General features: G+C 66.9%; 15 protein-coding genes. 6 read left to right on the plus strand and 9 right to left on the minus strand.

The window, feature by feature from the left end; all coding sequences use genetic code 11:
* Nucleotides 1-14: 14 nt before the first annotated feature.
* From F3J19_RS10105 to F3J19_RS10115, 3 genes are all read right to left on the minus strand, one after another.
* Nucleotides 15-968, minus strand: a complete 954-nt coding sequence (locus F3J19_RS10105; protein ID WP_167040305.1) for a patatin-like phospholipase family protein — start codon at nucleotides 966-968, stop codon at nucleotides 15-17.
* Nucleotides 969-1005: 37 nt separating this feature from the next.
* Entirely contained in the window at nucleotides 1006-1557 is a 552-nt protein-coding gene (locus F3J19_RS10110; RefSeq protein ID WP_167040307.1) for a hypothetical protein, read from the minus strand.
* 614 nt (nucleotides 1558-2171) lie between these two features.
* A complete protein-coding gene (locus F3J19_RS10115) occupies nucleotides 2172-3773 on the minus strand; it encodes a rhodanese homology domain-containing protein (RefSeq protein WP_167040309.1) in 1602 nt (533 codons plus the stop codon).
* Between the two features lie 473 nt (nucleotides 3774-4246).
* On the opposite strand from F3J19_RS10115, the gene F3J19_RS10120 reads away from it, so the two are divergent.
* Nucleotides 4247-5242, plus strand: coding sequence for an LLM class flavin-dependent oxidoreductase (locus F3J19_RS10120; protein WP_167040311.1), 996 nt, complete (start codon nucleotides 4247-4249; stop codon nucleotides 5240-5242).
* Between the two features lie 151 nt (nucleotides 5243-5393).
* Here F3J19_RS10120 and F3J19_RS10125 read toward each other — a convergent pair whose 3' ends face one another.
* A complete protein-coding gene (locus F3J19_RS10125; RefSeq protein WP_167040313.1) occupies nucleotides 5394-6512 on the minus strand; it encodes an alpha/beta hydrolase in 1119 nt (372 codons plus the stop codon).
* A gap of 612 nt (nucleotides 6513-7124) precedes the next feature.
* Here F3J19_RS10125 and glgC point away from each other — a divergent pair.
* From glgC to F3J19_RS10145, 4 genes are all read left to right on the plus strand, one after another.
* Nucleotides 7125-8390, plus strand: a complete 1266-nt coding sequence (glgC, locus tag F3J19_RS10130; protein ID WP_167040315.1) for a glucose-1-phosphate adenylyltransferase — start codon at nucleotides 7125-7127, stop codon at nucleotides 8388-8390.
* Nucleotides 8391-8474: 84 nt separating this feature from the next.
* The gene (glgA, locus tag F3J19_RS10135; protein WP_167040316.1) at nucleotides 8475-9935 is read left to right on the plus strand and encodes a glycogen synthase GlgA; all 1461 of its coding nucleotides are present in this window, start codon (nucleotides 8475-8477) and stop codon (nucleotides 9933-9935) included.
* 326 nt (nucleotides 9936-10261) lie between these two features.
* On the plus strand, nucleotides 10262-11128 hold the full coding sequence (pdxY, locus tag F3J19_RS10140; protein WP_167040317.1) for a pyridoxal kinase PdxY: 867 nt from the start codon (nucleotides 10262-10264) through the stop codon (nucleotides 11126-11128).
* A gap of 227 nt (nucleotides 11129-11355) precedes the next feature.
* Nucleotides 11356-11817 carry a hypothetical protein gene (locus tag F3J19_RS10145; protein ID WP_167040318.1) on the plus strand — a complete coding sequence of 154 codons (462 nt, stop codon included), beginning with the start codon at nucleotides 11356-11358 and terminating at the stop codon, nucleotides 11815-11817.
* A gap of 60 nt (nucleotides 11818-11877) precedes the next feature.
* Here F3J19_RS10145 and F3J19_RS10150 read toward each other — a convergent pair whose 3' ends face one another.
* Nucleotides 11878-13749, minus strand: a complete 1872-nt coding sequence (locus tag F3J19_RS10150; RefSeq protein ID WP_240158868.1) for a DUF3857 and transglutaminase domain-containing protein — start codon at nucleotides 13747-13749, stop codon at nucleotides 11878-11880.
* A 28-nt stretch (nucleotides 13750-13777) separates the two neighbouring features.
* Nucleotides 13778-14452, minus strand: coding sequence for a hypothetical protein (locus tag F3J19_RS10155; RefSeq protein ID WP_167040476.1), 675 nt, complete (start codon nucleotides 14450-14452; stop codon nucleotides 13778-13780).
* 323 nt (nucleotides 14453-14775) lie between these two features.
* Here F3J19_RS10155 and F3J19_RS10160 point away from each other — a divergent pair, with 323 nt between their 5' ends.
* The gene (locus tag F3J19_RS10160) at nucleotides 14776-14913 is read left to right on the plus strand and encodes a hypothetical protein (protein ID WP_167040322.1); all 138 of its coding nucleotides are present in this window, start codon (nucleotides 14776-14778) and stop codon (nucleotides 14911-14913) included.
* Nucleotides 14914-15162: 249 nt separating this feature from the next.
* On the opposite strand, the gene F3J19_RS10165 is transcribed toward F3J19_RS10160, so the two are convergent.
* The 3 genes from F3J19_RS10165 to F3J19_RS10175 form a co-directional block, all read right to left on the minus strand.
* Complete coding sequence (locus F3J19_RS10165) at nucleotides 15163-16560, minus strand: formimidoylglutamate deiminase (RefSeq protein WP_167040324.1); 1398 nt, start codon at nucleotides 16558-16560, stop codon at nucleotides 15163-15165.
* Nucleotides 16561-16576: 16 nt separating this feature from the next.
* Complete coding sequence (hutI, locus tag F3J19_RS10170; RefSeq protein WP_167040326.1) at nucleotides 16577-17806, minus strand: imidazolonepropionase; 1230 nt, start codon at nucleotides 17804-17806, stop codon at nucleotides 16577-16579.
* A 130-nt stretch (nucleotides 17807-17936) separates the two neighbouring features.
* Nucleotides 17937-18617, minus strand: a complete 681-nt coding sequence (locus F3J19_RS10175) for a HutD family protein (protein ID WP_167040328.1) — start codon at nucleotides 18615-18617, stop codon at nucleotides 17937-17939.
* Nucleotide 18618 lies beyond the last annotated feature (1 nt).

Genomic DNA, 18618 nt, shown 5'->3' on the forward strand with positions numbered 1-18618 from the left:
CCCGGCGGCCAACGTCAGTCGAGCGCGAGCCGCGCGCGGATCGCCGGCAGCATGTATTCGACTGCCGCGCGCCCTTCCTCGATGGCCGGCGCCGCGCGATGGAAATCGAAAATACCCATGCCGCCGAGACGCGGCTGGATCAGGATGTCGGCCGGTTCGCCGGCAAGCCGGCTGCGCGTGATCCGCACCTGCATGATGTCGATGCTTTGCGCGATCGAACTGAGCATCGACGGCACATGCGCGCTCGGCTTCGGCGGCACGCGCACATCGCTGGCGACGCTCGTCTCGGCAGGCGCGAGCCAGCGCGGCCAGGGCTTGCCGTTGCGGCGCAGCGAGACGGGCGGCGGCGCATCGGGATCGAGCGCGGGCGTTTCGACCACCGCGCCGCCGAAGTCGCGGCCGTTCAGGATGTCGTTGTTCAGATCGATGGCGATCACGCAGTCCGCGCGCATGCCGCGCGCGACCGACACCGGCACCGGATTGCTCAGGCCGCCGTCGACGAGCCATACGCCGTTGTGCCACACCGGCGCGAAAATCCCCGGAATCGCAATCGATGCGCGCACCGCGTCGATCGTGCTGCCATCCTGCAACCAGATTTCGCGGCCCGTATCGAGTTCGGTCGCGACCGCCGCGAACGGCATCTGCAACTGCGCGATCGAGCAGCCGTTGAATTTGTCGGCAAAAAGCTGGACCACCTTGCGGCCGCCGAGCAGGCCGCCCGAGATACGCAGATCGAGCAGACGCACCACCGTCTGCCATGTGAGCCGCGAGACCCACTCCTCGAGCCAGTCGAGGTCGCCGTTCGCATAGACGGCGCCGACCAGCGCGCCGATCGACGTGCCGCACACGACGTCGGGCTTGATGCCCGCCTCGTGCAGCGCGCGGATCGCGCCGATATGCGCCCAGCCACGCGCCGCGCCGCCTCCCAACACCAGGCCGATCCGGTTGTATCGACGTCGACGTATCATGCCGCTCCCCGTTCTTTCCGCCCTGCTCTCACGTTGCCTAGCGCCCCCGTACCACGTCCGAGCGCGACGTGGTGTAGACCCGCAGATTGCGGTCGAAGTGAACATTGAAGATGCCCTCTTCGGTCACGCCGCCTTCGCGCCACTTCCAGCTCCACACGGTCTCCGGCTTGAGCGGATACACCGCGATCTCGCCGGGCTTGCCGAGCAGACGGCGCACTTCGTCTTCGCTCATGCCCGCGTGGATCTTCGCGAAGTTCGCGGCGGTCAGCACCTGCGTGATGGCTTGCAGCTTGCCGTCCCGATCGATGTCGACCATGTACGTGTTGAGACCTTGCGGACCACGCGGATATTCGAAGCGCTTCGAGCCGTCGGTGAAGGTGCGCTCGGTTTCGGGCTTGCCCATCTGCGAGCGGATCTGCGCTTCGGTCGTGACGCCCGGCGTCATGTCCTTGAGCAATAGCGCATCGGGCTTGATGGCGTTGAAGAAGTCCTTGAGTTTTTGCACGGCTTGATCGCTCTGCTGTTGGTCGCAGCCGGCCAGCGCGAAGCACGCTGCCAGCCATGCGATACCAAGCGGTTTGAGGCTCACGGGCAATTCCTGTCCGGTTGCGCGCCATCTCAGGCTCAGGCGCGCGAGGCCGGTCTGTAATGTGTACTACAAGGATAACTGGGCAAGCGGAAAACCGCGAGCGATGCGGGTGCGATGCGTGCGGCGGGATACGGAAGCAGGGACGGAACCGGCGGGCGAAATCAGCGGCAAAGCCGGCCGCGCCCAGCCCGTGAAGAACGAAGAAGCGGGAAGAAACCCACAGGAGCGGCACGCGAGACAACCGCCGGCCGCCTCACCGAAAACCCGCGCCCAGAAGCAAAAAGGCGACGCTGTACAACGCGTCGCCCGTTCGGTCGATAGGGTCAACCGGAAAGTGACGGCGGCCTGAGCCGCCTCGCGCGAAGCACCGCGGACGACGCGCAGCGGTCTGGTTCCGGCGAAGCGATGAGCAACCTTGGCGGCTCACCTCGCGCCATCGCCGGAATGACAAACCGCTGCCTTGTATGGCCGCCCTGGTCCCTCGATAAGCCTTCCAGATGCCGCTAATCTAAACGCATTGGCGGTTTTAGACGAGAGCGCGTTTACACCGAATCGGCAGAGGATTCGCACGGCTTTCGCCGAGGTGCGTCTTGCTCGCGCTTGAGTCGCTACACTCAAATCACCCTGAACCCATGCGTGCCGTCGCGTGCAAGTTGCGCAACGAGCCCCTGCTCCCACTCCAGATACGCGCTCATCGCTTCGCGCGCGTTGTCGGTGCCTTCATAGGGACGCTGATAACGGTCGATGCGCGGCGACGCCATGCGCGTGCCGCCCGCTTCCACCGGCAAGCCCGCCTCGATCCACGCCGCGGTGCCGCCCGCGAGCACCTGCACCGGACGCTGCGTCAAGGCCGCGAGTTCCGGCGCAACGAAACGCGCGAGCAGGCTGCTGCCGCTGGTCATCACATAGCGCCTCGCGTCGGGCAGCGTGCGCACCGCGTCGGCGAGCTGGCTGCGGATCACGAACCACGCGCCCGGAATATGCCGCTGCAGATAGTTCGCGCTGCTCGTGAAATCGAGCACCGCGGTGCCCGGCGCCTGCAGCAGCGCGGCGAGATCGGCCGGCGCGATTTCGTCGGCCGCGGGCGGCGCCACCGCATAACGCGGGGGCGGCGCCGCGCCCTTCTCGGCGAAGTCGGCGGCCGTCAGCCCATCGACCACGTAGACCTCGACGTTCATCTGCGCAAGCCACGACGCGCTCATGTTCGCGCGCACGCCGTCGCTGTCCGCGAGGATCACGCGCGCGCCGCGCACCGGCGCGAACATGTCGGTTTCCTGCACGAGCTGGCCGCCCGGCGCGCTGCGAAAACCGGGCACGTGGCCGGCCTCGTATTCTTCGGGCGTGCGCACGTCGAAGCGATACACAGTGCGCACCGCCTCGCCGGCCCAGCGGCGCGCCTCGTCACGCGAGGTGCGGCCCACCCGGGCGCGATCGGCGACCGCGCGGGCACCGTCGGCAGTGGCGAGGCGCAGCGCGTTGTCGACGGCGCCTTCGACGCGCCGCGTGCTGCCGTGCGCGAGCGGCTGGCCCGCGAGCGACCAGCCCATCGTGCCATTGCGCAGCGCCGCGACCGGATTCGGCACGCCGGCATTGATGAGCGACTGCGCACCGATGATGCTGCGCGTGCGCCCCGCGCAATTGACGACGATCCGCGTGGCCGGGTTCGGCGCGAGCTGCCGGGCGCGCAGCACGAGTTCCGCGCCCGGCACGCTGATGCTGCCGGGAATGTTCATCGCCTGAAATTCGTCGAAACGGCGCGCGTCGAGCACGACGACGTCGGCCTCGCGATCGAGCAGCGCCTGCACTTCGTGAGCGGACAGCGACGGCGTATGACGCACGCTGTCCACGAGTTCGCCGAACGCCTTGCTCGGCACGTTGACGTCCCTGAACAGTTCGCCGCCCGCTTCGCGCCAGCCTTGCAGACCGCCTTCGAGCAAGGCGACGCCGGTATAGCCGAGTTCGGCGAGACGTTCGGCCGCGCGCTTCGCGAGCCCCTCGCCCGCATCGAACACGACGACCGGCACCGCGAGGCGCGGCAGACGCAGCGGCGCGTCGAGTTCGAGCCGCGAGAGCGGCAGATTGGCGGCAAACAACGGATGACCGCGCGCATGGGCATCTTCCTCGCGCACGTCGACGAGCGCGATTTCCTCGCGACCGATCAAGGCGCGGCACACGTCTTCGAATGATCGGGTGCGAAACTCTTTGACGACATTCATGGGATCGGGGACTCCTTCGCAACATGGCAGATATCCGGCAACGCGCGATACGCCGCATCGGCTCACATCACGTCACCGCACCGACAGTTCCACCGTACACTCGAATGCCGTCCGGCGCACGGTCGCGCCGCGTCATTCGATCGAACGTCCTGATGCTCGTATGGCGCGTACCAGAAGTACGCTCGCGGGCTCGTACGTGCATGGACTCATGCGGCCACTCATGCAAGCACTCATGCAGCCGACTCCTGCACTCGCGCATGCCTCGGCACATGACAGCGGCGCAATTTCCGCGCCACGCAAGCCGCCACCCTGCAAGCACGGCGACACCTCGGCAACACTGTATCGCCCTCTCAGCGACACCCCGACAAACCCTTCGGCCGACGTGGGCATCCGCGCGCCGTCTGCAGAAAAATGCGGGCTTTGCCACAATGCCGCATCGCGCGAAAGCGCCGCAAACCGTCAATCAACAGACAATGATCCCCTTCTCGGTCCTCGATCTCTCGCCGGTCACCGCGGGCGCCACGCCGGCGGACGCGTTCAGGAACACGCTCGAACTCGCCCAGCACGCGGAAAAACTGAATTACCGGCGCTTCTGGCTCGCCGAGCATCACAACATGCCCGGCATCGCGAGCGCCGCCACCTCGGTCGTGATCGGCCACGTGGCCGGCGGCACGAAGACGATTCGCGTCGGCTCGGGCGGCATCATGCTGCCGAACCACGCGCCGCTCGTGATCGCGGAACAGTTCGGCACGCTCGCCTCGCTCTATCCCGACCGTATCGATCTCGGCCTCGGCCGCGCGCCCGGCACCGATCAGACCACGGCCCGCGCGCTGCGCCGCGATCTGCAGACTAGCGCCGATTCGTTTCCCGATGATGTCGTCGAGTTGCAGCGCTATTTCGCCGATCCGGTGGCGGGCCAGCGCATACGCGCGGTGCCCGGCGCGGGCCTCAACGTACCGCTGTGGCTGCTCGGCTCGTCGCTCTACAGCGCGCAACTGGCGGCGGCGCTCGGCCTGCCGTTCGCCTTCGCGTCGCACTTCGCGCCCGATTACATGATGACCGCGCTACAGATGTATCGCGCGCAGTTCCGGCCGTCCGCGACGCTCGACAAGCCGTATGCGATGGTCGGCGTCAATCTGTTCGCGGCCGATACCAACGAGGAAGCCGCGCGTCTTTTCACGTCGCTGCAGCAGCAGTTCATCAATTTGCGGCGCGGTACGCCGGGGCTGTTGCAGCCGCCGGTCGAGCGGCTCGCAGCGTCGGAGATGGAGTTGAGCAACGTCGCGCATTCGCTCGCCTGCACGGTGCTCGGCGATCGCGACGCGATCCGCGAAGGTCTGCAATCGATCATCGAGCAGACCGGCGCGAACGAGTTGATGCTGACCGCGCAGATCTACGATCACAAGGCGCGGCTGCGCTCGTTCGAGATCGGCGCGCAGGTGCGCGATGAGTTGATGGCGATGAGGTAGTCGAAGGACGAACCGGCCTGTGTAGGGGAAAGGCGGTTCGTACCGGGGTGCCGTTCAGTCAGGCAACTGAACGGCACCCTCTTGAGGGAACGGCTTTCTTTACGTTTCGCGGAACCTGCCGGCCCGGTTAGCTGAGCGTGAGGCCGCGCGCTCAGCGATTCGTCGGCACCGCCGCGAGCCCATTGAGCAGCGCCTTATGAAACGCGTCTGGATCCTGCATCTGCGGCGCGTGGCCGGCATCGGCAAACTCGACCAGCGTCGCATGCGGAATCGCCTTCGCGGCCGCCCGGCCAAGCTCAGGGTAATGACCGAGCTTCGCGCGCACCTCGGGCGGCGCGGCGTCTTTGCCGATCGCGGTGGTGTCCTTCTGGCCGATCAGCAGCAACGTCGGCATGCTCAGATCACCAAGCTCATAGACCACCGGCTGCGTGTAAATCATGTCGTACAGCAGTGCGGAATTCCACGCGACGATCTGCTTGCCCGGTCCGCGATACATGCCCGCGAGCATCTGCACCCACGGTTCGTAGTCCGCGCGCCATTGGCCCGCGTAATAGGTGCTCTGCTCGTAGCGGCGGATGCCGTCGGCGGTCGTCTTCAGTTCGCGCTGATACCACTGGTCCACCGATAGCGAGGGCACGCCCTTCGCCTTCCAGTCCTCCAGACCGATCGGGTTCACGAGCACCAGTTGCTGCGTTTCACGCGGATACATCAGCGCATAGCGGATCGCGAGCATGCCGCCCGTCGAGTGGCCGGCGATGGTCGCCTCGCGCACGCCGAGCGATTCGAGCAGCGCATGCGTATTGCGCGCGAGCTGCTGGAAGCTGTACTGGTAGTGCTCGGGCTTGCTCGACTTGCAAAAGCCGATCTGGTCCGGCGCGATCACGCGATAGCCGGCATCGGCGAGCCGATGAATCGTCGCGTCCCACGTCGCCGAGCAGAAGTTCTTGCCGTGCAGCAACACGACCGTGCGGCCGTTCGCATGCGCGGGCCTGACGTCCATGTAAGCCATCGAGAGCGGCACGCCCTGCGAGGTGAATTCGAAACGCTGCACCGGCGCGGGATAGTTGAAGCCTTGCAACTCGGGGCCGTAGGCCGGGCCGGAATCGGCGACGGACGCAGCCGCGGCGCTCGCGGCGACCGGGCTCGCCTGACTGACGGCGGCAGCGGCGCTGGCCGGCGTGGAAGCCGCCGCGCTTGAAGCAGCGGACACCGTGAATACCGCGGCACAAACACTCAGCAGGGCAAGCAGGGGTGGGCGGCGAAGACTCATGGGGATTTTTCTGGAAAAACGCAAAGAGTGAACAGACGAGAATCGCGTACGAGGCTCGGGCGCCAGCGCTCGATTCTACGATGCCCCGCTGGAACATGGCGGCAAGCGCGCATGAGCGGCGCGGCCCGCGTCGCACGGCCTGCGTTATACGGCCCGTGTCGCACGACCCGCACCGCACGATCTCGTCGCGCGATCTCATCCACGCACTCAGCGGCGACGCGCCCGACACACGCCGACACGGATCGACACGGGCCGATACGAGGAGTAACGGACATTGGCACGCATATTGCCGCCCATCCGGCCACGCAGCGTCCCGCACACGGCCTCGCGCTATGTGACGCGCCGCACGGATAGGCGCGCGGCAAGCGCCGATCGTACAAGGATCACGGGAACCACGGCCCGCTCAATTTGCACTACTCGCTCGCCTCGAATCGGTGCTAGAACTAGCTGACGGGCCCGCAAAAAACAACGCGATAAAACCAGGCGACCAGGCCATGCCGGCTGGCCGCACGATTCATCGGCACAGCGATCGGCACAGCGCGGACGGCCAGCTCAGAATCATCCGGGGGAACAGACACATACGGCACATACCAATCCAATCGGGAGACAGACATGAACACTCCGGCACGGCTGAACGACCTACAACGCACCACCCTCGCGATCGTCCTCGCGGGCGGACGCGGCACCCGCCTCGGGCCGCTCACCAACAAGCGCGTGAAGCCCGCGGTGCACTTCGGCGGCAAATACCGGATCATCGACTTCGCGCTGTCCAACTGCCTGAACTCGGGCATTCGCCGCATCGCGGTCGTCACGCAGTACAAGGCGCATTCGCTGCTGCGCCATCTGCAGCGCGGCTGGAGCTTCCTGCGCGGCGAGATGGGCGAGTTCATCGACCTGTGGCCCGCGCAGCAGCGCGTCGAAGGCGCGCACTGGTATCGCGGCACCGCCGACGCGGTGTTCCAGAACCTCGACATCATCCGCTCGATCCGCCCGAAGTACGTGGTCGTGCTGGCGGGCGACCACATCTACAAGATGGACTACACGCGCATGATCGCCGATCACGCGGACAGCGGCTGCGATTGCACGGTCGGCTGCATCGAGGTGCCGCGCATGGACGCGGTCGCGTTCGGCGTGATGGCGGTCGACGAGAACCGCCGCGTGACCGGCTTCGTCGAAAAACCGGCCGACCCGCCCGCGATGCCGGGCCGCCCCGACACCGCGCTCGCCAGCATGGGCATCTACGTGTTCAACGCCGACTACCTGTACACGCTGCTCGAAGAGAACATCGCCTCGATCGACACCGACCACGACTTCGGCAAGGACATCCTGCCGCGCGTCGTCACCGAGGGCATGGCGATCGCGCACCCGTTCAGCATGTCGTGCGTCTCCTCGGACCCGAACGTCGAGCCGTACTGGCGCGATGTCGGCACGATCGACGCATACTGGGCCGCGAACCTCGACCTCGCCTCGACGATCCCGACGCTCGACCTCTACGACCGCAGCTGGCCGATCTGGACGTATCAGGAACAGTTGCCGCCCGCGAAGTTCGTGCGCGACATGAAGGGCTTGCAGGGCTCGGGCAACAACCTGATCGTATGCGGCGGCTGCGTGATCTCGGGCTCGCAGATTTCGCGCTCGGTGCTGTCGTCGAACGTGAAAGTGCATTCGTTCTGTAATATCAATGAGGCAGTCTTGTTGCCGCAGGTCACGGTCGGCCCGAGCTGCCGCCTGCAGAAGGTGGTGATCGACCGCGGCTGCACGATTCCGGAAGGCACGGTGATCGGCGAGGACCCGGCGCGCGACGCCGCGCGCTTCTATCGCACCGACGACGGCGTCGTGCTTGTCACGCAGGAAGCGTTGCTCAAGCGGCCGGCTTAAGCGCCGGGCCGCTTGCGGCCGCGCGATCGCAACCGCACGAGCCCAACCCCGAACAAGCCTCGCAACCCGAAAGAGACCTGGCCTATGACGATTCGCGCCCTGCATGTCGCAAGCGAGTTGTATCCCCTTCTCAAAACGGGCGGTCTCGCCGACGTCGTGGGCGCGCTGCCGTCCGCGCTGATCGAGCGCGGCGCCGACGTGCGAGCGCTACTGCCGGGGTTTCCGGCCGTGCTCGCCGGTTTGCGGGACCTGCAGCCGGTGGCACGGCTCGGGCGCCGCTTCGACACGCCGGAAGCGCTGCTCGAACGCGGCACCCTGCCCGCCAACGGCCTCGCCGTCTACGTGATCCGCGCGGCGACGCTCTACGACCGGCCCGGCAATCCGTATCTGAACGACGAGCACGTGCCCTACGGCGACAACGCCCAGCGTTTCGCGCTGCTCGGCTGGGTCGCCGCGCAGCTCGCGCAACAGCTGGACCCGGCGTGGTCGCCGCAGATCGTCCATGCGCACGACTGGCACGCGGGGCTCGCATCCGCGTATCTGAAGGCGGCCGAGCGCCAGCAAGGCCGCGTGCTCGCGCGCAGCGTGTTTACGATCCACAACCTCGCCTACCAGGGGATTTTCCCCGCGCAGCAGTTCGGCATGCTCGGCCTGCCCGACGATTTCTTCAGCATGCACGGCGTCGAATTCTACGGACAACTGTCGTTCCTGAAGGCGGGCCTCTACTACGGCGACCGCATCACGACCGTCAGCCCGACCTACGCGCGCGAGATCCAGACGCTCGCGCACGGCGGCGGGCTCGACGCGCTGCTGCGTCATCGCGCGCACGATCTGAGCGGCATCCTGAACGGCGTCGATTACACGGTGTGGAATCCCGCCGGCGACGCGCTGCTCGCGACGCACTACAGCGCCTCGCGCCTCGCCGGCAAGCTCGCCTGCAAGGAAGCGCTGCAGAAGCGCTTCGGCCTCGCGCAGAAAAGCGACGCGCTGCTGTTCGGCGTCGTGAGCCGCCTGACCGAGCAGAAGGGCCTCGACCTGCTGCTCGAAGCCGTGCCCGAAATCGTCAGACGTGGCGGCCAGCTCGTCGTGTTCGGCACCGGCGACCCGGCGCTCGAGAACGGCCTGAAGCGCGTCGCGCAGACACATCCGGAGTCGGTGGCCGTGGAGCTCGGCTTCGACGAAGCGCTCGCGCATACGATCATCGCGGGCAGCGACGTGGTCGCGGTGCCGTCGCGCTTCGAGCCGTGCGGGCTCACGCAGCTCTACGCGCTCGCCTACGGCTCGCTGCCGCTCGTGCATGGCGTCGGCGGTCTCGCGGACACGGTCGCCGACGCATCGCTCGAAAATCTCGCCGACGATCTCGCGACCGGCTTCGTCTTCGAACGCTTCGAGCCGAAGGGCATCGCCGCGGCAATCCGGCGCGCGTTCGCGCTCTACGAGCGCCGCACCGAATGGAAGGCCGCGCAACGCCGCGCGATGCGCCAGGACTTCGGCTGGGGCGCATCGGCCGAGCGTTATCTGGCCTTGTATCGGGAACTGGTCTGAGGAGAGCGTGGCCCGGCGTGGTGCGGCTCGGTCGGCTTTCGTCAAGCTTGCGGCTTCATGCGCGGATCGGCGCGCGAGTTCTTGCCTGGCCCCATACCCCGCCCCGCGCGCCGGCTCGTTTGATGGTTCGGCGCAACAACACGGGGCCGGATCAACTCGCGTCCGCGAAACTCCTGTATTGTTTGCTGACGATGCAGACCGTGCACTTTTCTTGCACCCTCTGAAGCAGGCAGGCATGCCGCACCACGGCGAGACCATTCGAAGCGCCGGCACGGCGCGCCTTCCCGTTTCCTTGATCGCGCCCGCCCCGTTGCGCGAGCCTCACCATGACCAAAAACGTTTTGAGCATCCAGTCCCATGTCGTGTTCGGTCACGCCGGCAATAGCGCAGCCGTGTTTCCGATGAGCCGGCTCGGCGTCAATGTCTGGCCGCTCAACACCGTGCAGTTCTCGAACCATACGCAGTACGGGCACTGGAGCGGCAGCGCGATCGACGCGTCGCAGATGGAAGAACTCGTCGAGGGCATCGGCGCGATCGGCATGCTGCCGCGCTGCGACGCCGTGCTGTCCGGCTATCTCGGCACGCCGGAGCAGGCCCGCTCGGTGATCGAAATCGTCAAGGCCGTGAAGGCGGCCAATCCGCGCGCGTGGTACTTCTGCGATCCGGTGATGGGCGTGGCAAGCGGCTGCAAGGTCGAGCCCGGCATCCAGGCGTTTCTCGTGAGCGCGATGCCGGAAGTCGCCGACGCGATGGCGCCGAACCATACCGAGTTGCAACGCCTCGTCGGCCGCGAGATCGAGACGCTCGAGGAAGCGGTGAGCGCGTGCCGCGAAGTGATCGCGCGCGGGCCGAAGCTCGTGCTCGTCAAGCATCTGCTCGACCGCAACAGTCCCGCCGACCGCTTCAACATGCTCGTCGTCACGGCGCGCGAAGCCTGGATGGGACAACGTCCGCTCTATCCGTTCGCGCGCCAGCCGGTCGGTGTCGGCGATCTGACCAGCGCGGTGTTCGTCGCGCGCACGCTGCTCGGCGATTCCGTGCGCTCCGCGTTCGAGCACACGCTCGCGGCGGTCAACGCGGTGGTCAAGGCGACGTGGCAGGCCGGCCGCTACGAACTCGAACTCGTGGCGACGCAAAACGAAATCGCCCAGCCGCGCGAGTGGTTCGATGCCTGGGTGGCCGAGACGGCTTGAGCCGGTTGCCGCGGCCATCCGTGGCCGCAGGGCGGCGGTGGTGGGAACGGGAGGCCGCTTGCAGTGCCGCTTGCAGTGCCGCTTGTAATACCGCTTGCAGTGCCGGCTGAAGCCCCCGGCCACGCCCCGACGACGGCCGCCCTATAATGCGTGCCGCGTGGACCGAGGCAACACCCCAGCGTCCACGGTATTTTTCAGGCATCCGGCATTCAGCAGACGAGGCATCGATGGACGGTCATATCCGCAGCGAGCGGGAAGAATTTTTTGAGCAGTTGTGCATGAGCGTCGACGCGGACGAAGCGCACGAACAGGAAGCGATCGAGTTCTTCGAGAACCAGTTCGACCAGCCCGATTTCGATCCCGCGCAATGGCTCGACATCGCGCTCTACTACTCGCCGGCCGTCGCGCGCGGCATCGTCGACATGGTGACGGCCGACGACAAGGCACGCAGCAACATCGCCGACGTCATCGCCGACAATCTCGACATCTCCTACGGCGAGGACGAGTGCCAGCAGTTCGCGGAAACAATCGAATTCGCGCTGAACAACGGCGTGCCGGTCGATCTCGACGTCGTGCTCGACGGCTGCCAGCGCGCGATCGACGACCTCGACACCTGGGCCGACGAAGACACCAAGGCGCCGCTCCTGCGTCTGCGCGAAGAACTGCTGCGCCAGCAGGGCGAGCGCTAGGCCCGCACGCGAAACCGCCCGGGACTACCCGGGCCTCCCCCTTTTTCTTCGCCGCAGCCGCTATCTCGTCCCCGCCGCCCTGACCACGACCTCGGCGTCGAGATCGCGCTCGATGCGCACGAGGTCGTCTTTCAGCGCGGCGAATTCGTCGGCCGAACACATCTGATGGCCGAACGCGGCGCGCAGATGCCGCCGCACCTGCAAGGTGCGCGTCGCGGAATCGAACACATAGCGCGAAGAAAACGCGAGCATGCGATCCTCGACCGTGCTGTCGCCCGGCAAGTCGGTCACGCGCGCGAAACGCGGCAGCGTCATCTCCAACGTCTCGTCGAACTCGCCGCCGATGCAGACCCACGGCTGCGTTCTAAGCGGCTCGGCCAGCCACGCCTCGACCTGCGAGCCCATCCCGCCCGCGAGGCTCGTCAACGCCGGCACCGCGCTCGTGCCGTCCGGCCAGATCAGATGCGGCACACTGCCCTGCATCGAGGCCGCGAACGGTCCGCCCGTTGCGGCCACGTCGCCGGTACGCAATTGCGCGCTGCCGTGCAAACCCGTTTGCAACAGACGGCTCGCCGCGATCTGCTGCGCGCGCTGCCGCGTCGCGCGCCGGAACATGTTGCGCTCGACCTCGGCCGTAAAACCCGCGTCCTCGACGCGGTACGCGTAATGCGCAGTGCCGTTTTCGTCGACGTCGATCTGCATGCGCGCGGTGCGCTCGCGCAGCTGCGTGGCCGGCGTGCGCGCGAGCACGCCATCGTCGACGAGCAGCGCCGGCCGGTCCATCACGCCGGACGGCAGATAGCCGAATTCGGTGCCGCCCGCGGTCGCATCCGCGAATTGCGAGAGCTCAGGAATCCAGATGATCGCGTGATTGATCGCGCTCGCGCCGTAACCGGGCACGTCCGGCAAGCTGTAGTACGGCCCGAGATCGAGCAGCACCGGCTCGCTGCGAATGCCGACCGCCGCAAGCAGCGCGCCGTAGAGCGCGACGTCGTCCTTGCAATCGCCGTAGCGGTTGCGCAGGATATCGGCCGCCTTGTGCGGAATCGCCGCGGTCTCGCCGAGAAAAAGCGCCACGTAGCGGATATTCAGGCGCACCCAGTCGTAGAGCGCGCGGGCTTTCGCGCGTGGATCGGCGAGGCCCGCCGTCAGGCTCTGCGCGAGCCGAGTAATCGCGGGATCATCGCGCGTCGCGTCGTCGCTGGCGGGCTCGCGATAGCGCGCGGCGAAGCTCGCGAAGTCCGGCACCGTCGACACCATCAGCCGGTCGCCCCAGTTCGCGTAGCCGACCGCGCCCGCTTCGAGCCGCGCATACGGGCCGTGCCGGTAGTCGAATTCGTAGCGGGTGCGGCCGTTTTCGCTCACCGGCGGCAGCGCGACATAGCCGCGCGCGTCGGCATGGAGCGGCACGTCGGCGGGCAGATCGAAGATGAGCCGCTGCGACTCCACGGGAACCCGCGCCGGCTCGACGAGGTACGCGAACGTGCCGGCCTGCAGCGGCTTCGCGCGCGTCTTGCGAAACGCCAGGTGTACGCGCGCGCCCGACTCCACAGCGGGGAAAATCACCGTGCGCAACACGCCGTCCTCGAAACTCGGCGCGCCGGCCGAGCGCGGCTCCTGCACGTCGCGGATCGCCTCGGGGCCGACCGGATGCACGCTGCCGTCGGGCGCGATGGTTTCGGCGCTCAGCAGTTGCACCTGCTCGATGTCCCTGTTGAACCACACGTAGCGCTGCGCAATATCGTCGACGCCGCTCGCGGTGTCGGCGCGCAACACCGTGTCGTCGTATTCCTCGACGGAGCCATCCTTGCCGATCTTGAAGAGATGGACGTCGCGCTCGATCGTCGCGGGCGCGCGTTCGTCGCTGGCGGTGGTGATTTCGTCGGCGAACGCTAGGAGTGGCAAGGCCACGACGCAGGCGGTGAACAGCATAGCCAGCCAGGCCGCAACCCCGACCGCCTCACTCTCCCCGGTCGCCATCGCCAAGCTGGCCGAGCAGTTCCTGGAGCTTTTCCACGTGCCTGAGCAGCATGTGGCGATGCTTCTCGATCTGTTCGAGCCGTCCCGCGAGATCAGCCTGAATGCGATCGTCGAGTTCGGTCGCGGCGATCACGTCCTCGACCTTCGCGCGCATCGAGGCGAGCTCCACCGGCGCGTGCAGCAGATGCCGCTCGAAACGCCGCACGTCCTGCGTCGCCAGATCGCGCACCTTGCGAAAATGCGCCTGCCGCCGATGCGCTTCCACGTCGAGCGTGTCTTCCTCGATGCGCCGGGTCGCGCCCGGCTGCCCGAAAATCGGCTCGGGCGGCCGCAGCACCGTCTTCTTGCGCACCGGATGCGCGGTGCCGCGAAAACGCGCAAGCGGCTGCTCGTTGTCGATCGCCTCGCGCGCGTTCGACGGTATCTCGGGTTCGCTGTGCGGCACGTTCATCCAGCCGCCCGGCAGACCGGTGACCGCTTCGACGCCGCGCACGAATTCCTCGCTGAATTCGCGCTGGCCCGCCAGCATCAGCTTCAGATAGCTCGCGGAGAACGTCATCATGCGCGCGAGCCGGCTCGCGGCGCCAACCTCGCGGGTTAGCAGCACCAGGTTCGCGCGCCAGATCGGCAGCAGCAATTCGTCGGAATCTTCCATCGCTGGGTCTTCCATCTTGTTGCCCGATGAACCGATGACCGCATCGCGCATGTCATCGTTCTGAAAGCTTAGTCGCTGCGGTGCGCTGCGTGCAATCAGGGCTTGCCGAGGCGTGCACCGGCGTCGCTTTCATGCCGACGTTACGCGCGAATGCACACCGATACCTATGACAATGCGTTGACAACATGCCGCGTGTTGCATCGACACACGAATTCGCACGGCGTTCCGCCGTTTGGCTACAGAAATGTGGCATGCTTACGCGCCGAGACGGCACGTGCCGTGCTGTACCGGTCGCTCCACAACATCGACTTAAGGGTTCTGTAATGAAGAAAATCGTTCTCGCCATTGCCGCGGCTGTCGCCACCCTGAGCGCGATCGCTCCTGCTCAAGCCGCCCCGCATCATCATCGCGAATGCCACAAGGAGCGCGTTCACCACCATTTGGTAACGCGCTGCCACTGATCCGCGATGCCGCGTCGATGAGACAAGGCTCGCATCGGAAAGCCCCGTTTTCACGGGGCTTTTCTTATGGCGAGCCGCACTCGCGGCGACCGGCGAGCGCCGCGCGACCTCACGCCGGCGCACGACGCCCCCTACATTCCACGCGAAAACGCCAGCGCGCAATCATGGACACATGCTGTTACACGTCTGATCTTCGAGGTTTGCGAAGCAGCGCCGACGCATGATCGCATTGGGCGAATGCGGCGCCGCCTAGGCGAGCAGGTCCGCGAGCGCCACGCGATAGCGCGCATAAGCGCCCTCTTCGTCGCGATGCCTGCGGTTGTCGACGACCTTGACGCCGCCCGTGTAGACATCGCGAATCGGCGTCTCGCCGTGCTCGCAGAACACGACGCCCGACAGCCACGTGTGCGGCGCATGCCCGGCGATGCTCGAATGATCGGCATCGAGCACGAGCCAGTCCGCGCGATGGCCGGCCCGCAACGCGCCGACCGCACGGCCGGTGGCCCGCGCGCCGCCGTCGAGCGCCGCATCGAACAAACGGTCCGCGACGTGCGTGGCCTGCGCCGACGCCAGCACGTTGCGCTGCCGGTGCATGAGACGCTGGCCGTATTCGAGCAGCCGCAATTCCGCGCGCCAGTCGACGCCGATATGGCTATCCGAACCGACACCGATACGGCCTTGCGCGTCGAGATAGTCGCGCGCCGGAAAAATGCCATCGCCGAGATTGGCCTCGGTGGTCAGGCACAGCCCCGCGACCGCGCCGCTGTTCGCGAGTGCGAGCGTTTCGTTCCCGTCGACGTGGGTCGCATGCACGAGGCACCAGCGGCCGTCCACCTCGAAGCGGTCGAGCAGCCATTGCACCGGACGCGCGCCTTCGGTTGCGAGGCACGCCTCGACCTCGGCGGTCTGTTCGGCGATATGGATATGCACGGGCGCCGTCGCGTCGATGCCGCCGAGCAGCGCGCGCAACGACGCTTCCGACACCGCGCGCAGCGAATGCGGCGCAACGCCGTAACGCAGCGCGGCGTGTTCAGGACGCGCCGTGCGCAGCGTGCCGAGCAGATCGAGCAAGCTCTCCGGCGTATTGATGAAGCGGCGCTGATCGTCGCGCGGCGCGCGCGCGCCAAAACCGCTGTACTGATAGAGCACCGGCAGCATCGTCATGCCGATGCCGCTCTCCGCCGCCGCCTCGACCACGCGTTGCGCGAGTTCGGCCTGATTCGCGTAACGGCCGCCGTCCTGCGCGTGATGCACGTAGTGGAATTCGCACACCGAGGTATAGCCGGCCTTCAGCATTTCGATGTAGAGCCACTGCGCGACGCTCGCGAGCCCTTCGGGCGTGATGCGCGCCGCGAAGCGATACATGAGGTCGCGCCAGGACCAGAAGTTATCGGCGGCGCCGGTGCCCGATGCCGCGCGATATTCGGTCAGCCCCGCCATCGCGCGCTGGAACGCGTGCGAATGAAGATTCGGCATGCCTGGCATTACGGGCCCTTGGGCCCGCAGCACGCCGGCGGGTGCCTCCGCATGATCGGGCGTGACCGCGCTCAGCGTGCCGTTCGCGTCCCATTCGAGCAGCACGTCGCGGTGCCAGCCATCGGGCAGGTACGCGTGAGCGGCGAACAGCGATTGCCTGGATTGCGTCATCTCTCGGACCTTTAGCTCAAGCCGCACTCGACTCACGCCGCGTATAAACCGTTTCGCCCGCGCGCACGACTCGCTCGCACAAGGGACGCCCGATCCAGTAAGCCAGCTCGGCCAGCGAATCGACCGGCCATACCGCGAAATCGGCCGCGCGTCCCGCCTGCAACGCGCCGTGCGTGTCGCTCCTGCCGAGCGCGCGCGCCGCATGCGCGGTCACACCTTGCAGCACCTCGGGCACGGTCATGCGAAACAGCGTGCACGCCATGTTCATCATCAGCAGCAACGAGGTGACCGGCGAGGTGCCGGGGTTGCTGTCGGTCGAAATCGCAATCGGCACCTCGTAGCGCCGCAGCAGATCGAGCGGCGGCAACTGCGTCTCGCGGATGAAGTAGTACGCGCCCGGCAACAGCACGGCCACCGTGCCCGCTTCCTTCATCGCGGCAACGCCGGCTTCGTCGAGAAATTCGAGGTGATCCGCGGACAGCGCGCGATGCCGCGCCGCAAGCACGGTGCCGCCGCCGTTCGACAACTGCTCGGCGTGCATCTTGACGGGCAGCCCGTAGCGCGCGGCCGCGTTGAACACGCGCTCGCTCTGTTCGAGCGAAAAACCGATGCGCTCGCAGAACACGTCGACCGCGTCGACGAGCCCTTCGTCTGCGAGCGCGGGCAGCATCGTGTTGCAGACTTCGTCGATATACGCATCGGCGCGGCCCGCGAATTCGGGCGGCAGCGCATGCGCGCCGAGAAACGTCGTATAGACCGTGACCGGATAGCGCTCGCCGAGTTGCCGCGCGACACGCAGCATCTTGCGCTCGCTCGCGAGATCGAGGCCGTAGCCGGATTTGATTTCGATGGCCGTCACGCCTTCGGCGAGCAGCGGTTCGAGCCGCGCGGCCGCCTGGCTAAACAGCGAGGCTTCGCTTGCAGCACGTGTCGCGCGCACGGTCGAGACGATACCGCCACCCTGCCGCGCGATTTCTTCGTAGCTGACGCCCGCGAGCCGCTGCGCGAATTCATCGGCGCGCTGGCCGCCGTACACGAGGTGCGTATGACAATCGACGAGGCCAGGCGTCACCCACGCGCCGCGCAAATCTTCGCGCGGCCAGGCGGCGTAGGACGCGGGCAACTCGGCCGCGGCGCCGAGCCACGCGATGCGGCCGTCTTCGACGGCGATCGCGGCATCGGCGAGCGTATGGCGAGGGTCGCCCTGCGGGCACAGTTTGAGGTGATGCCAAACGGTTTGCTTCATCGCATGCTCTTTGCTGCGCGGTGCAGCTGGTTGCGTGTTCGTGTGCGTTCGTGTCTGTTCGCGTGGGTCGGCTCGTCTGAGCCCGCCCTGCCATCCCTGTGCCTGCAGGCGAGTTGAAGTCAGTGCGCGATCACCGCCGCGTATAGCGGATGCTAATCGCGAGCACGGCGCCCGTGCCTTCGAGCGTGCAGGTCAGCGCCCTCGGTATGTCGATGCGCAGCGTGTCTCCTGTTTCGAGTTGCAGTTGCGTCACTTCTCTTTCCGCTTCTGCTTCCACCCCGCTTGCGAGCCCCAGCGCCACCGACCCGCTTGTGCAATAGAGCAGCACCACGTCGCCCTCGATCATGTGCGACACAGCCCGCTTCGCCTCGCATCGCCACACGTCGAGCACGCCCAGCGCGAGGTCGCGCCGCACCATGAGGTTGAAGTCGCGCGTCGCGCCATCGACAAGCCGCGCCTCGATACGCGCCTCGCCGTCGAAACGCGCGACGTCGAGCGGCTGCTTCAATGCATGCGACTTCACGACCTCTGCATCATCCAGTTCGTCGAGCAACATGCCCGCGCCCGACAACAGCACGAGCGTGCGGTCCACGCCCTCGAAGCGCGAAAACGGCCCGGCCTGCGCGACCTCGGCGACGCTCACACGCCACACGAAATCGCCCGGCGCCTCGCGCTGTCCGCTGCTGCGCGACGGAAACGCGGCCACCTCGCGCGTCATGCCGCCGCCGTTTTTCCACGGCGCCGCCACGAGGTCGGCGCCGCGAATCAGCGTAACGCGTGCCGTGCCGCCCGCACCATGGGCCACGGTCATG

Origin of the sequence: Burkholderia sp. Ax-1724 (assembly GCF_011752995.1) — a bacterium.
GTDB lineage: Bacteria > Pseudomonadota > Gammaproteobacteria > Burkholderiales > Burkholderiaceae > Paraburkholderia.